At 65.9% G+C, this 13,517-nt stretch carries 12 protein-coding genes; 7 read left to right on the top strand and 5 right to left on the bottom strand.

The genetic code is table 11. From position 1 onward, the window contains the following. Positions 1-3 precede the first annotated feature (3 nt). Genes QQL24_RS34780 through QQL24_RS34770 form a run of 3 tightly spaced genes read left to right on the top strand, consistent with a single transcriptional unit; the run spans position 4 to position 5,773 of the window. The gene (locus tag QQL24_RS34780) at positions 4-912 is read left to right on the top strand and encodes a DUF58 domain-containing protein (RefSeq protein ID WP_284316906.1); all 909 of its coding nucleotides are present in this window, start codon (positions 4-6) and stop codon (positions 910-912) included. Further along, complete coding sequence (locus QQL24_RS34775) at positions 912-3,701, top strand: DUF4159 domain-containing protein (protein ID WP_284316905.1); 2,790 nt, start codon at positions 912-914, stop codon at positions 3,699-3,701. Before QQL24_RS34780 ends, QQL24_RS34775 begins: the two co-directional genes overlap by 1 nt. Next, positions 3,701-5,773, top strand: a complete 2,073-nt coding sequence (locus QQL24_RS34770; protein WP_284316904.1) for a hypothetical protein — start codon at positions 3,701-3,703, stop codon at positions 5,771-5,773. Before QQL24_RS34775 ends, QQL24_RS34770 begins: the two co-directional genes overlap by 1 nt. Positions 5,774-5,859: 86 nt before the next feature. Here QQL24_RS34770 and QQL24_RS34765 read toward each other — a convergent pair whose 3' ends face one another. Next, positions 5,860-6,414, bottom strand: a complete 555-nt coding sequence (locus QQL24_RS34765; protein ID WP_284316903.1) for an NADPH-dependent FMN reductase — start codon at positions 6,412-6,414, stop codon at positions 5,860-5,862. 235 nt (positions 6,415-6,649) lie between these two features. Here QQL24_RS34765 and QQL24_RS34760 point away from each other — a divergent pair, with 235 nt between their 5' ends. Both QQL24_RS34760 and QQL24_RS34755 read left to right on the top strand, forming a co-directional pair. Next, the gene (locus QQL24_RS34760) at positions 6,650-6,892 is read left to right on the top strand and encodes a hypothetical protein (protein WP_284316935.1); all 243 of its coding nucleotides are present in this window, start codon (positions 6,650-6,652) and stop codon (positions 6,890-6,892) included. A gap of 21 nt (positions 6,893-6,913) precedes the next feature. Beyond that, positions 6,914-7,675: an SDR family oxidoreductase gene (locus tag QQL24_RS34755; protein ID WP_284316902.1), complete on the top strand. Its 762-nt coding sequence runs from the start codon at positions 6,914-6,916 to the stop codon at positions 7,673-7,675. Between the two features lie 16 nt (positions 7,676-7,691). On the opposite strand, the gene QQL24_RS34750 is transcribed toward QQL24_RS34755, so the two are convergent. After that, on the bottom strand, positions 7,692-8,585 hold the full coding sequence (locus tag QQL24_RS34750) for a haloalkane dehalogenase (protein ID WP_284316901.1): 894 nt from the start codon (positions 8,583-8,585) through the stop codon (positions 7,692-7,694). Beyond that, positions 8,582-9,175 carry a TetR/AcrR family transcriptional regulator gene (locus QQL24_RS34745; RefSeq protein ID WP_284316900.1) on the bottom strand — a complete coding sequence of 198 codons (594 nt, stop codon included), beginning with the start codon at positions 9,173-9,175 and terminating at the stop codon, positions 8,582-8,584. The genes QQL24_RS34750 and QQL24_RS34745 overlap by 4 nt, the downstream gene beginning before the upstream one ends. Positions 9,176-10,229: 1,054 nt before the next feature. Between QQL24_RS34745 and QQL24_RS34740 the strand changes: the two genes are divergently transcribed. Continuing rightward, complete coding sequence (locus tag QQL24_RS34740; protein WP_284316899.1) at positions 10,230-11,012, top strand: SDR family oxidoreductase; 783 nt, start codon at positions 10,230-10,232, stop codon at positions 11,010-11,012. Between the two features lie 163 nt (positions 11,013-11,175). Here the strand turns inward: QQL24_RS34740 and hemF are convergent, their stop codons facing one another. Further along, positions 11,176-12,084: an oxygen-dependent coproporphyrinogen oxidase gene (hemF, locus tag QQL24_RS34735; RefSeq protein WP_284316898.1), complete on the bottom strand. Its 909-nt coding sequence runs from the start codon at positions 12,082-12,084 to the stop codon at positions 11,176-11,178. Positions 12,085-12,157: 73 nt separating this feature from the next. Then, positions 12,158-12,643 carry a tRNA (cytidine(34)-2'-O)-methyltransferase gene (locus tag QQL24_RS34730; RefSeq protein ID WP_284316897.1) on the bottom strand — a complete coding sequence of 162 codons (486 nt, stop codon included), beginning with the start codon at positions 12,641-12,643 and terminating at the stop codon, positions 12,158-12,160. Positions 12,644-12,953: 310 nt separating this feature from the next. Here QQL24_RS34730 and petA point away from each other — a divergent pair, with 310 nt between their 5' ends. Then, positions 12,954-13,514, top strand: a complete 561-nt coding sequence (gene petA, locus QQL24_RS34725; protein ID WP_284316896.1) for a ubiquinol-cytochrome c reductase iron-sulfur subunit — start codon at positions 12,954-12,956, stop codon at positions 13,512-13,514. The last annotated feature ends 3 nt before the right edge of the window (positions 13,515-13,517 follow it).

Here is a 13,517-nt window from a genome sequence, read left to right as displayed (position 1 = left end):
CCCATGGCAGTATCCACCCGGCTCGTCAGCGAACAGGCGGCCCTCAAATCGGTCGGTATGCAACAGGCCGCCCTCGATCTCGCGCAGGCCATGCCCAGGCTGGCGCTCGAGGCAAGGCAGGTCGCCGCCACCGCGATGCATGGCCTGCATGGCCGCCGCCGTGCCGGGCAGGGGGAGAATTTCTGGCAGTTCCGTCACTTTGCTTCTGGCGAGGCCGCATCCAGCGTCGATTGGCGCCGCTCGGCACGGGGCGATGCGCTCTATGTGCGCGAGCATGAATGGGACGCCGCGCAGACGCTGTGGCTGTGGGTCGACCGCTCGGCCTCGATGAATCTCGTCTCCAACCTCGCCCAGACCTCGAAGATCGAGCGCGCGCTGGTGCTCTGCCTCGCCTTCGCCGATCTCCTGGTGCGCGGGGGCGAGCGTGTCGGCCTGATTGGCGTGGTGAGGCCCTCCTCGCAACGCGCCATCATCCAGAAGCTCGCCCTTGCCATGATGGCCGCCAAGGAGGAGCCCTCCGGCCTGCCGGACCGTATTGCCCTGGCGCCGCGCAGCGAAGCCATCCTGATAGGCGATTTCCTCGGCGAGCCCGAGACGCTCGCCGCCACAATCGGGGCGCTCGCCAGCCGTGGCGCTCGCGGTCATCTGGTGGTGATCGCCGACCCGGTGGAAGAGACCTTCCCCTTTGCCGGCCGCACCGAACTGATCGATCCCGAAGGCGTCGGCAAGTTCCTGGCCGCCCGCGCCCAGGATATCCGGCAGGCCTATGAGACGCGCCTGGCGGCCCATCGCGACGCCATACGCGCAGTCGCGCGCCGTTTCGGCTGGAGCATGACGCTCCACCGCACCGACAGGCCGGCCTCGCAGGCCGTGCTTGCGGTGCATCCCCTCCTTCAGCAGGGCGCCGGCTGATGTTCGGACCGCTCGCCCTTGCCTCTCCCTGGATGCTGGCCGCCCTGGTGCTGCTGCCGGCGATCTGGCTCTTGCTGCGCCTCATTCCGCCGCGTCCGCAGCGGATCGACTTTCCGCCGCTGCGCCTGCTCTACGATCTCATGCCGCGCCAGCGCGTCGCGGCGCGCTCGCCCTGGTGGCTGACGGCCCTGCGCCTGCTGCTGGCGGCCTGCATCATTGCCATGCTGGCGGTGCCGATCCTCAGGCCGTCGGCCCATACCGGGCTGCCGCGCTCCGGCCCGCTGCTCCTGCTGGTCGACAATGGCTGGGCTGCGGCGTCCAATTGGGACCTGCGCAAGAATGTCATCCAGGCGACGCTGGAGACCGCGGAGCAGGATCACAGGCCTGTCGCGCTGGTGGCCCTGGCCGAGCCGGTGAGCGATCTGTCCCTCAGTCCGGCCGCCGCGGTGGCCGAGAAGCTCGCGGCCCTCAATCCCGAACCCTGGCAGGCCAATCGCGGCGCCTTCGTCAAGGCGATCGGGGATTTCCTGCGCGCCGAGCCCGATACCGAGATCGCCTGGTTTTCCGACGGATTGGCGGGTGCCGATGACAATGCCTTCCTGAAGGTGCTGGCCGCCTCGGGCAAGCAGGGCAAGGTCACCGTCTATCGCGACAGCACCCACGATGTACTGGCCCTCGCCGGCGCCAACAACGCGCCTTCCGGCGTCTCGGTGCGCGTCCTGCGCACGGGCACGCTCGAGGTACCCCTGAAGGGAAGCGTGCGGGCACTCGACCTCAAGAGCCTTCCGGTCGGCCAGGCCGACTTCACCTTCGCGCCCGGCGCGAGCGAGACCACCACCACGCTCGATCTGCCCGTCGATATCCGCAACGACATTGCCCGTATCGAGCTGGTCGGCGCCAATTCGGCGGGCTCGGTGCAATTGCTCGACCGCAATTGGCGCCGTCGTGTGGTGGGTATCGTCTCCGGCCAGGACCAGGACGTCAGCCAGCCGCTGCTGTCGGCCAATTATTATCTGGGACGCGCCCTCCAGCCCTTTGCTGACGTGCGTGCGGCCCAGGGCACGTCGCCGAGTGAGGCGATCGACCGCTTCATCGACGACAAGCTGCCGGTGCTCATGCTGGCCGATGTCGGCAATCTCGGCCCCGCCGAGGACAAATTGTCGGCCTGGATCGACAATGGCGGCGTGCTGGTGCGTTTTGCCGGCTCGCGTCTTGCCGCGGCTGAAAACACGCTGCTCCCGGTCAAGCTGCGGGAGGGCGGACGCACGCTCGGCGGTGCTCTCTCCTGGGAGAAGCCGCAGAAGCTCGGCAGCTTCGACGCCAACGGCCCCTTTGCCGGTCTCGCCATGCCCGACGATATCACCATCAACCGCCAGCTTCTGGCCGAGCCGGATATCGACCTGCCCGGCAAGACCTGGGCGACGCTCGCCGACGGCACGCCGCTGGTGACCGCCGAGAAGAGGGGCAGGGGGCTTCTCGTGCTCTTCCACGTGACCGCCGATACCACCTGGTCCAATCTCGTGCTCTCCGGCACCTTCCCGGAAATGCTGCGCAAGGTGGTCGGACTGGCGACATCGGGGCCCGCCGCCGATGCGAGCGCGGCCGGGACGCCCGCTTCCAGCACCGCTCCGGTCTTTGCTTCGCCCAGCCGGACGCTGGACGGGCTCGGCGCCTTCGAGGTGCCGCCCGCCACCGCGCAACCGGTGCGGGTGGATCAGCCGGGCGTCGGACGTCCGGACCATCCGCCGGGGTTCTACGGCCCCTCGGACGGTCTGGTGGCTGTCAACGCGCTGGCGCCGAATGCTGTCCTGAAGCCGCTGGAATTCGCGCCTCTGAATGCCACATTCGAGGCTTATGCCGTGGCCAAACCGGTGGCGCTCGGCCCCGCAATCCTTGTCTTCGCACTGGCTCTGTTGATGGCGGATGCCCTGATCGTCTTTTTCATGTCCGGCGGCCTGTCACGCCTCACTCGCGCGGGAACGGGCGCCGCCGCGCTTGCCTTGTTCGCGCTGGTGCTGGCGCTGCCGCATGAGGCTCATGCCCAGACACGTCCCTTCGATGCGGCGCTGAGGACGCGCCTCGCCTATGTCGTCACTGGCGACAAGGAGACCGACGACACCAGTCTCGCCGGCCTCAAGGGACTCTCGGCCTATATCACCGAGCGCACCGCCTTGGAGCCGGGGCCGCCGGATGGCATCGATCTGGCCAAGGACGAGCTCGCTTTCTATCCCTTGATCTATTGGCCCGTCGTGCCCGGCCAGGATCCGCCGCCGCCGGCCGTGATGGCGCGTGTCGATGCCTTCATGAAGTCGGGCGGCATGGTCATCTTCGACACGCGCGATGCCGTGCAGCGCGATGCCGGACAGGCGGATACGCCAGCCGGCGACACGCTGAAGCGCCTGCTTGCCGGCCTCGACATCCCCGAGCTCGAGCCTGTGCCGCCCAAGCATGTGCTGACCAAGACCTTCTATTTGCTCGACAAGTTCATGGGCCGTTACGACACCGGCGAGACCTGGGTGCAGGCGACGCCACAGACGGCCGACGATGCCGACAAGCCTGTGCTTGACGGCGATGGCGTCTCGCCCATCATCATCACCTCCAACGACCTGGCGGGGGCCTGGGCCGTTGACGACAGCATGAACCCGCTGTTCCCGGTCTCGACCGGCCTGGAACGCCAGCGGGAGCTTGCCTACCGCGCCGGCGTCAACATGGTGATGTACGCGCTGACGGGCAATTACAAGGCCGACCAGGTCCATGTGCAGGACCTCCTGGAAAGGCTCGGACGCTGATGGGCGATTTCTCCCTGCAATTCGCCCCGCTGCTGCCCTGGGCCGCGATCATCGCGCTGGCCTGCGTGGCAGCGCTCGTCGCCCTCCTGGGCATCCTCGCCCGTCTGCGCGCCGCCTGGCTGCGCACTGCGATGCTCGGCCTGTTCCTGCTGGCGCTGTGCGGCCCCATCCTGTCGCGCCAGGATCGCCAGCCCTTGCCGAATGTCGTCGCCCTGGTGGTCGATCGCTCGGCCTCCCAGGGCATCGGTGATCGCACCGGGCAGGCCAACGAGGCGCGCGATGCCATCGCCCGGCAGGTGCAGGCGCTCGGCAATGTCGATCTGCGCGTGGTGGAGGCGAGCGGCGACCCCGCCAGCTCCGATGGCACGCAACTCTTCGGCGCGCTCTCGAACGCCCTTTCCGACGTGCCGCCAGACCGGGTCGGCGGCGCCATCCTTCTGACCGATGGCGTGGTGGACGATGTTCCCGCCCGTGCGGCCGAGCTCGGCTTCAAGGCGCCCGTGCATGGCCTGATCACCGGCGTGCCCGATGAACGCGACCGCCAGATCTCGCTGGTCGAGGCGCCGCGCTTCGGGCTGGTCAAGCAAGCGACCACCATCCGCTTCCGCATCACAGACCACGGGCCGAACATGCCCTCGACCGCCACGGTGGTGCTGCGCCGCGACGGCGAGGAGATCGCGCGCACCAGCGTGCCGGTGGGCGAGGTATCCTCGCTGCAGGTGCCGATCGACCATGCCGGCCTCAACGTGGTCGAGCTGGAGGCCGATACGGTGCCGGGAGAGCTCTCGCCGGTGAACAACCGCGCCGTGCTGGAGATCGAAGGCATCCGCGAGAAGATGCGCGTGCTGCTCGTCTCGGGCGAGCCCAATGCCGGCGAGCGCACCTGGCGCAACCTGCTCAAGGCCGACGCCAATGTCGACCTCGTGCATTTCACCATCCTGCGCCCGCCGCAGAAGGGGGACGGCACGCCGATCAACGAGCTCTCGCTGATCCAGTTCCCGACCCATCGTCTGTTCGACGAGGAGATCCACCGCTTCGATCTCATCATCTTCGACCGCTACGCCCAGGAAGGCCTGCTGCCCTCGGCCTATTTCGACAACATGACCGAGTTCGTGCGCAATGGTGGCGCCATCCTGCTGGCCTCCGGCGCCGATTACGCCTCCGAAAACAGCCTGTGGGGCACGGCGCTCGCCGATATCCTGCCGGCGGCACCTACGGGCAACGTGCTCTACCAGCCCTTCCGGCCTGCGATTACCGATCTCGGCAAGCGCCATCCCGTGACGCGCGACCTGCCGGGCTCCAGTCCCAACCCGCCGGCCTGGGGACAGTGGTTCACCACGGTCGAAACCAATCTGCGCGAGGGTACCTCGGTGATGTCCGGGGCGCAGGGCGCGCCGCTGCTGGTGCTCGCCCATCAGGACAAGGGGCGGGTGGCGCTGCTGCTCTCCGACCATGCCTGGCTGTGGGCGCGCGGCTATGAGGGCGGTGGACCCTATGTCGACCTCCTGCGGCGCCTGTCGCACTGGCTGATGAAGGAGCCTGATCTCGACGAGGAGGCCCTGCGCGCCAAGGCCAATGGCCGCGACATCACCATCGAGCGCCAGACCATGGCCGACAGCGTCGCGCCGGTGGACCTCACCGGGCCGAATGGCGAGAAGGTGAGGCTGACCCTGAAGCCCGAGAAGCCAGGCCTGTGGACGGCTGACTATGCCACCGACGCTATGGGTATCTGGCACGCGCAGGATGGCACGCTGCAGGCCATCACCAATGTCGGTCCGGCCAATCCGCGCGAATTCCAGGATCTCATCTCGACGCCCGATCGCCTGAAGGGGTTGGCCAAGGAGACTGGCGGCACCGTGCAACGCCTCGCCACGGCCTCGAGCTTCGCGGTTCCGGCCGTGCGCGCCGTCGGCGACGGTTCGCCCTATGGTGGCGATGGCTGGATCGGCCTCAAGCGCAGCGAGGCCACTGTGGTGCGCGGCATTGCCTCCTTCCCGCTCTTCGCCGGCCTGCTCGGCCTGGCGCTGCTGCTGGGCGGCCTGTCGATGATGTGGGCGAGGGAAGGGCGGTAACAAGGAGTGGCGGTCTCCGACCGCCATCTTCCTCCCCGGCAAGCGCGCTGTTTCCAAGAATGGCGGTCGGAGACCGCCACTCCTGGTCACGCCGTCTTATGCACCCACGCAGCAAACGCCGCGCCGAAGCCAGCCAGGTAGTCCTTGCTGGCGTCATTGGCGACTTCGCCGTCCTCGCCGACCACTTGCGCGGAATTGCCGACATACATTTCCGGCTGGGCGAGCTGGGCCATGTTGAGAAAGGTCAGCGACTGGCGCAGATGGTGGTTCGAACCGAAGCCGCCGATCGCACCGATCGAGGTGGAGACAATTCCCGCAGGCTTGCCGTTGAAGGCGTTGTGCCCATAGGGGCGCGAGGCCACATCGATGGCGTTCTTCAACACGCCCGGCATCGAGCGGTTATATTCCGGCGTGACGAACAGGATGGCGTCGCTGGCCTTGATCTTCTCGCGAAACGTCAGCCAATCTGCCGGAGGGGTTGCTTCCAGGTCCTGGTTGAAGAAGGAAACGCCGCCGATCTCGATGATTTCGAAGGACAGGCTTTCCGGGGCGAGGGCGATCACTGCCTTTGCAATTTTGCGGCTGAAGGATTCCTTGCGAAGGCTGCCGATCAGCACGCCGACTTTCTTGACCGATGCCATGAACGCTCCCTATTCGCTGCCTGCAACATCGCGTGTTGCCAAAACCAGTGGCTGAAATGACGCGGTACGGCACCTGAGCATGGCTGCGACGGGTTGCCAACAGGCGGCGAAAAAGACGGCGCTTGCAGCGATGCTTGATGCCCTCACGATTCGACTCTTGCGCCCTCACGCACTACGTTAGGGATGTGGGTTCTGGTGCTGCCCTTCCTTCGGGGAATAGGCCGAGGATGCAATGATGCGTAGCGACGAGATCCGGCCAAAAACGCTTGCCAAGCGCCATGCCGAACGGCGGACGCAATTGTCCTCGGGTTTCCGGCGCGAGAGCTTCACCTTGCCGCGCGAGGAAGCACGCGCCAAGGCCCGCGATTTCTTTTCGCGTTACCCTAAGGCTGCCTATATGACCGAGATCGAATATTGGGAAGAACTGCCCGATGGCCAGATCTTCGTGACCATGCGCCATCTGCCGACGGCTGACTGACCAGCGTTAGCCGGAGCGTGGATGAGTAAGCGTGTCCTGATCACGGCAGGCGGCAGCGGCATCGGCCGGGCGGTGGCCGAGGCCTTCGAGGCGACGGGCGCGCGCATCTGGGTCGTCGATGTCGACGGGACCGCGCTCATCGCCTGCCCCGCCGCCTGGCGCAAGAGCCGGCTCGACGTCACCGATGAGGCCGCGGTCAGCCATGTGTTCGAACAGCTCGAGGCCGAATGGGGCGGCCTCGACACGCTCTGCGCCAATGCCGGCGTCGCCGGGCCGACTGCCCTGATCGAGGATATCGAGCTGGAGGCCTGGCGGCGCTGCCTCTCGGTCAACCTGGAAGGCATCTTCCTCTTCGCCAAATACGCCGTGCCGCTGATGAAGGCGCAGCGCTCGGGCTCGATCATCCTCACGTCCTCGACGGCGGGCATCTTTGGCTATCCCAACCGGGCGCCCTATGCCGCCAGCAAATGGGCGGTGAACGGTCTGATGAAGACGCTTGCCATGGAACTCGGCCCCTTCGGCATCCGCGCCAACTCGATCTGCCCCGGCGCCGTGGAGGGACCGCGCATGGAACGCGTGCTCGCCCATGAGGCCGCCATCAAGGGCACCACGCGCGACGCCATCTATGAAGGCTATGCCAGAGGCACCTCGATGCGCTCCTTCATCACCGCGAAGGACATCGGCGCGATGGCGGTGTTCCTGGCCTCGGATGCGGCGCGCTTCGTTTCCGGCCAGATCATCGCCGTGGACGGGCATACGGAGAATCCGGATCCGAAGGTGTGAGGCACCGCCGATCGGCTCAACTCGCCGCCGCCAACTGCCCCTGCCTTTCGATCCATCCGGCGACGGCCCAGCCGATTTCTTCCGGGTGATCCTCCTGCAGATAATGCGCGCCTGAGGGGAGTTGCACGAATTCGCAGTCGTGCAGGCCCGCGGCGAAGCGCTCGGCGAAGTCCGGCGCGATCAAGGCGCCGGGATTGCCCGCGAAAAGGAGCTTGGGATAACGCGAGGAGGCCAGGGCCCGGTGTGCCTCCTCCATCAGCGCATAGACGTCGGCGGGCTGGCCCTCGATCGGCAACTCGTTGGGGAAGCGCCAGGTGGGCCGGCGGGATTGCGGCGTGGGGAAGGGGGCGCGATAGACAGCCATTTCGTCCTCGCTGAGCGTGCGCATGATTGCCCCCGGTAGCACGCCTTCGACGAAGGCGTTGCCTTCCAGGATGAGCTGTTCGCCTTCTCCCGGCGTGCGGAATTTCCGGAAGATCTCACGCTCCGCCGTTCTGCGCACGAAGTCCTCCCAGCTCGGCATCGGGCGGATGAATTCCATGAAGGCGAGGCCGCGTACGAATTCCGGCCGGCGCGCGGCGAGGTGAAAGGCGAGGGCCGTGCCCCAATCCTGCGCCACCAGATAGGCCGAGGTGATGCCCATCTTCTCGATGAAGGCGTCGAGATAGCGGACGTGATCCTGGAAGCGATAGTCGATGTCGGGCTTGCCGGACTGGCCGAAGCCGATGAGATCAGGCGCGATGCAATGGGCGAAAGGCGCGACCAGGGGCATGATGTTGCGCCAGATATAGGACGAGGTGGGATTGCCGTGCAGGAAAAGGGCCACCGGCGCACCCGGCCGGCGGTATTCGCGATAGGCCATGGTCGAGCCGAGAACGGGGATCTGCGGCAGGCTGATATCCGGTGTCATGAGCGTTGCTCCTCGAAGACGGTGGCGAAGGCGATGCGCTTGAAGCGTTCCAGCGGCTCGGCCGTGCGGTCGACCTTCATGCGCAGGATGGCTCCTTCCCAGGAGGCGAGCAGGAATTCGGCGAGATCCTCGGGCGAGAAGGTCCTGGCAATCTCCCCCGCTGCCTGGGCCTCGCCGATGCAGGCGGCGAAGGGCGCGCGCCATTCGGCAAAGATCTCGATGAGCTGGCTGCGCAGCATTTCGCTCTGCGGCGCGGCCTCGAGGCTGAAATCGCCGATCAGGCAGCCGCGGGTGAAATGGTCCTGCTCCAGGCGCGCCGTGATGATGTCGAGATAGCGCCGCAGGCGCTGGCGCGGTGTCAGGCTGGTATCGTCGAGCGCCTCGCCGACCGCCACCTTTAGATTCTCGAAATAGCGCGCCAGCACGAGGCTGGCGAAGCCCTCCTTCGAGCGGAAATGATTGGTGTAGGAACCGAGCGGCGCGGAGGCCTCGGCCGCGATGTCGCGCACGCCGGCGCCGACATAGCCCTTCCTGAACATGACCCGGATGCCGGCGTCGATGATGCTGTCACGGTGAGATGCTTTAGCCATAATTTATAATGCGTACGAACGTATTAAAAGTCAATCACGGTTTTCGTGTTTGAATTCATGGGCCGGAAGGGCAAGTCTCACCCGTTCACAGGAGAAAATCGCCATGGATATCGATCTGAAGGGGCGTTGTGCCCTGGTTTGCGCGGCCAGCCTTGGACTGGCTTGCGCGACGACACCCCCGTCCGGCATCCTCCGTCACCGAAGCGTCATACTCATTGAAGTACGGGGGAGAAAAAAGAACAGATATTGATTTTTGTTCCTTCCCGTGTTCTCATCCGTCTTGGAATGAGGCGTCAGAAGCCGGCGAAGGAACGACCCGGCTCCGAACCCTCCATCCACCCCGAGAGCCTGTCCAGAGCGATAGGCGCACGGCGATCCTGCTTCTCTTGAAGCCGGCTTCCGGGGGGTGACGAGCGGGACAGACGGGATCGGCACCCCATGGAAGTGCCTCGCGATGGCAGGACCACGCGATCAAGATCCCTGGACGGAGCGTGCCGGGCAACCGCCCGGCACCGCCTTCGTCCCATCTCCCGCCGATGCGGCGAAGACAGCTCATGCTCCCATCCGGCCGGATGGAAACGCAGGGCCCCTTCATCGAGCCGGCGTGCCTGGGTCCGGATGGTCCGTGCCATCCGCCTTGGCCCGCCTCCGCCTTCTCAAGGCGGAAAAACAGGTGGCCTTGCGCGCCTTGTCAGCGCGCCCGGCAGCCGGAACAGGGCGATGGCGTCTGGCCGACAATGCGGCCTGCCATCTTCCATGATCTATGCATTCACGGCTGCTTCGCAGCCGCCATCGCCCGGTCTCTCCTTATCAACCCAGCCGGAAAGGGCGTGGGAACGAGAGCGCTTGCGCGTTGTGGTGAGAAGGCGGCAGAAGGCGAGAGAGGCTGACACTTGGGGCTTTGAGACATCAGCGGATCGGCAAACCGCTATTCCCTACACGTCATTCGGCGATCGTCCGGCCGCTTCTCCCAGAATGATCAATCACGATTTTTCGAGTTGAATTCGCGGGCTAGGAGGGCAAGTCTCACGCCCATGCGCAGGAGGAAATCGCCATGGATGTCGGTCTGAAGGGGCGCCGCGCCCTGGTTTGCGCAGCCAGCAAGGGCCTTGGACTGGCTTGCGCCACTTCTCTCGCCCGCGAGGGTGTCGCGGTCACCATCACCGGGCGCACGCTCGCCACCCTGGAAAGCGCGGCGGCCGCCATCCTGAAGCAGACGGGGGCGCAGGTGACGATCGCCCCCGGCGATATCGCGACGCCCGAGGGGCGGGCGGCGGCTCTCGCGGCGTGTCCCGAGCCCGATATCCTGGTCAACAATGCCGGCGGGCCGCCGCCCGGCGACTTCCGGGACTGGCAGCGCGAGGACTGGATCAAGGCGCTCGATGCCAACATGCTGGCGCCGATCGAGCTGATCAAGGCCGTGGTCGACGGCATGATCGGCCGGCGCTTCGGGCGCATCGTCAACATCACCTCCTCCGCCGTCAAATCGCCGATCCCGACGCTCGGCCTCAGCAATGGCGCGCGCTCGGGGCTCACGGGGTTTCTCGGCGGGCTGGCCCGGCAGGTGGCGCCCAACAATGTGACGATCAACAATCTGCTGCCGGGCTCCTTCCTCACCGACCGCCTGCGCAGCACCAACGCGGCGGAGGCTCGGGAGAACGGTCGCACGCCGGAGGAGGAGATGGCCGAGAGCACCAGGGCCATCCCCGCCGGGCGCTTCGGTGATCCGTCGGAGTTCGGGGAGGCCTGCGTCTTCCTGTGCGCGGCGTCGTCGGGCTACATCGTCGGCCAGAACCTGCTGCTCGACGGCGGTGCGTTCAGGGCGTCGTTTGGGTGAGGCTGGGAGCGCGGACGTCCCGTCCGCTCTTGGAAACGGTGTGTCCACAAGAAAGGGCTATGCCGTCAGTGCCCCGAAAACCGCTTATTCCCTATCCGGCACCGTCTTCGTTTCACGAGCGGACGGGACGTCCGCGCTCCCGGGAAGACGTCCGCGCTCCCGGCTACGGCCACTTCACCGAGGGCGGCATCGAGGACAGGATCGATTCGACGTTGCCGCCGGTCTTGAGGCCGAACAGCGTGCCGCGGTCATAGAGCAGGTTGAACTCCACATAGCGCCCGCGCCGCACCAGTTGTTCCTCGCGGTCGGCATCGCTCCAGCGCGTGGCGAAGTTGCGGGTCACCAACTCCGGGTAGATGGCGGCAAAGTTCTGCCCCACGGCCTGCGTGAAGGCAAAATCAGCGTTCCAGTCGCCGGAGGCCAGGCCGTCATAGAAGATGCCGCCAATGCCACGTGGCTCGTTGCGGTGCTTGAGGAAGAAATAGTCGTCGCACCATTTCTTGTAGCGTGGATAGTCCGCCACCTCGTGCGCCTCGCAGGCCTCGCGCATAGCGGCGTGGAAGGCCCTGGTGTCGGGGTCTTCCTGCGTGCGGCGGCGATCGAGCACGGGGGTCAGGTCGGCGCCGCCACCGAACCAGGCCTTGGTGGTGACCACGAAGCGCGTGTTCATGTGCACGGCGGGCACATTCGGGTTCCAGGGATGGGCGATCAGCGAGATGCCCGAGGCCCAGAAGCGGGGATCTTCGGCGGCGCCCGGAATCTCCTTGCGGAATTCGGGCGAGAATTCGCCATGCACGGTGGAGCAATGCACGCCGACCTTCTCGAACACGCGGCCCTGCATCATCGCCATGATGCCGCCGCCGCCGGCGCTGCCGGTATGGTCGGTGCGCTGCCAGGGCTTGCGGGCGAAGCGCCCGGGCCTCGTGCCGGCCGGCGCCAGCGCATCGGGAAGCTCGTCCTCCAGTTGCTCCAGGGATTGGCAGATACGGTTGCGCAGCTCCTCGAACCAGGCGCGCGCTTTATCTTTGCGGGAATTGAGGTCGGCCGAATAATCTAGCAATTCTGTTGTCATGCCACCTCTATACGTCATCCCGTCGGGGAGGCAATTGCGCCAGATCAAGCCATGACCAGTGATTCTACACCAATCAGGCAAGCGTTTCGCCTGGCAGCCCCTGGAATCCGCTGGTTTGTCGCAGGGCCTCTCCCACCACCATGGCGGCAGTCACGGCGACGTTCAGCGAACGGAAGCCCGGGCGCATGGGCACGATGACGCGAGCGTCAGCCGCCTCATGTACGCTTTCGGGCACGCCGGCCGATTCCCGGCCGACCAGTAGGATGTCGTCGGCCGCAAAGGCAAATTCCGTGTAGGGCGTGGCGCCCCTGGTGGTCAGCAGCACGAGGCGGCGGCGGCTGATGGCGCGCCGGGCCTCGAAGGCCACGAAAGAGGCGTGGCGCGCGATCTCGATACGGTCGAGATAGTCCATGCCGGCCCGACGGAAGGCGCGGTCGGAGACTGGAAAGGCCGCCGGCTCGATGATATCGGCGCTCACTCCCAGGCACGCGCACAGCCTGAGCATCGTGCCGGTGTTCTGCGGGATGTCGGGCTGGTAGAGGGCGAGGCTGAGAGGCATTTCAATATTCACTTGCGATGGGTGAAACGCCCTGGGTTGCCGAATCGTCAAGACAGGTCGACCGAATTCGGTACGAATGGCGTTGATGTCATGCGACATAGCGCCATTAGCAGGCTGCACGATCTAGACAACTTCGCAACAGAGTGGCATGAGCCCGTGATGAGGTTTGCCCTAGTTTCGCCGCGATCCCTTCGTGCGCGCCTGGGGTGGCCGAAGTTTGGCAGAGTTTGGCAGGCGCTGGGCGTCCCCCGTCCCGTTCCTCCCTCATCCTGGCGGCAGCCGGGGTGCGACGTATAAGAAGGATCGATCCGTGGCAACCACGAGCGAAAACGCCGCAGAGCCCACTCGTCGCGATTTCATTTACATTGCTACCGGCGCGGTCGGTGCTGTGGGTGTCGCCAGTGCCGTTTGGCCTTTCATCGACCAGATGCAGCCTGACAAGGCGACCATCGCTGCCGGTGTCCCTGTCGAGGTCGATCTGGCGCCGATTCCAGAAGGTGGGAATGTCAAGGTGTTCTGGCGCGGCAAGCCGATCTACGTGCGCCATCGCACCAAGGAAGAAATCGCGGCGGCCGACAATGTCGACATTTCCTCGCTCCGTGACCCGCAAACGGACGCCGAGCGCGTGAAGAAGGGTGACGAGCAGTGGCTTATCGTCATCGGCATCTGCACGCATCTGGGCTGCATCCCGCTCATCAATGAGGGGCCCTATCACGGCTGGTTCTGCCCCTGCCACGGCTCGGTCTACGATACGTCCGGCCGCATTCGCCAGGGGCCTGCCCCGCTTAATCTTGCCGTCCCGCCCTACAGTTTCGAGAGCGCGAGCAAGATCATCATCGGCGCCGAATCCGATTCGACCCCCAAAGCTTAAGGT

Source organism: Labrys miyagiensis, from assembly GCF_030160835.1.
Classification (GTDB): Bacteria; Pseudomonadota; Alphaproteobacteria; order Rhizobiales; family Labraceae; genus Labrys; species Labrys miyagiensis.
The sequence above is the reverse complement of the archived record's forward strand: the minus strand, read 5'-3'. Positions and strand labels throughout refer to the sequence as shown.

Bases quoted from the DNA above. Each gene is read 5' to 3' on its own strand.
- QQL24_RS34775 (WP_284316905.1), top strand. From the start codon at position 912: ATGTTCGGACCGCTCGCCCTTGCCTCTCCCTGGATGCTGGCCGCCCTG.
- QQL24_RS34745 (WP_284316900.1), bottom strand. From the start codon at position 9,175: ATGGCTAAAGCATCTCACCGTGACAGCATCATCGACGCCGGCATCCGG.
- QQL24_RS34770 (WP_284316904.1), top strand. From the start codon at position 3,701: ATGGGCGATTTCTCCCTGCAATTCGCCCCGCTGCTGCCCTGGGCCGCG.
- QQL24_RS34750 (WP_284316901.1), bottom strand. From the start codon at position 8,585: ATGACACCGGATATCAGCCTGCCGCAGATCCCCGTTCTCGGCTCGACC.
- QQL24_RS34765 (WP_284316903.1), bottom strand. From the start codon at position 6,414: ATGGCATCGGTCAAGAAAGTCGGCGTGCTGATCGGCAGCCTTCGCAAG.
- QQL24_RS34740 (WP_284316899.1), top strand. From the start codon at position 10,230: ATGGATGTCGGTCTGAAGGGGCGCCGCGCCCTGGTTTGCGCAGCCAGC.
- QQL24_RS34730 (WP_284316897.1), bottom strand. From the start codon at position 12,643: ATGCCTCTCAGCCTCGCCCTCTACCAGCCCGACATCCCGCAGAACACC.
- hemF (WP_284316898.1), bottom strand. From the start codon at position 12,084: ATGACAACAGAATTGCTAGATTATTCGGCCGACCTCAATTCCCGCAAA.
- QQL24_RS34780 (WP_284316906.1), top strand. From the start codon at position 4: ATGGCAGTATCCACCCGGCTCGTCAGCGAACAGGCGGCCCTCAAATCG.
- QQL24_RS34755 (WP_284316902.1), top strand. From the start codon at position 6,914: ATGAGTAAGCGTGTCCTGATCACGGCAGGCGGCAGCGGCATCGGCCGG.
- QQL24_RS34760 (WP_284316935.1), top strand. From the start codon at position 6,650: ATGCGTAGCGACGAGATCCGGCCAAAAACGCTTGCCAAGCGCCATGCC.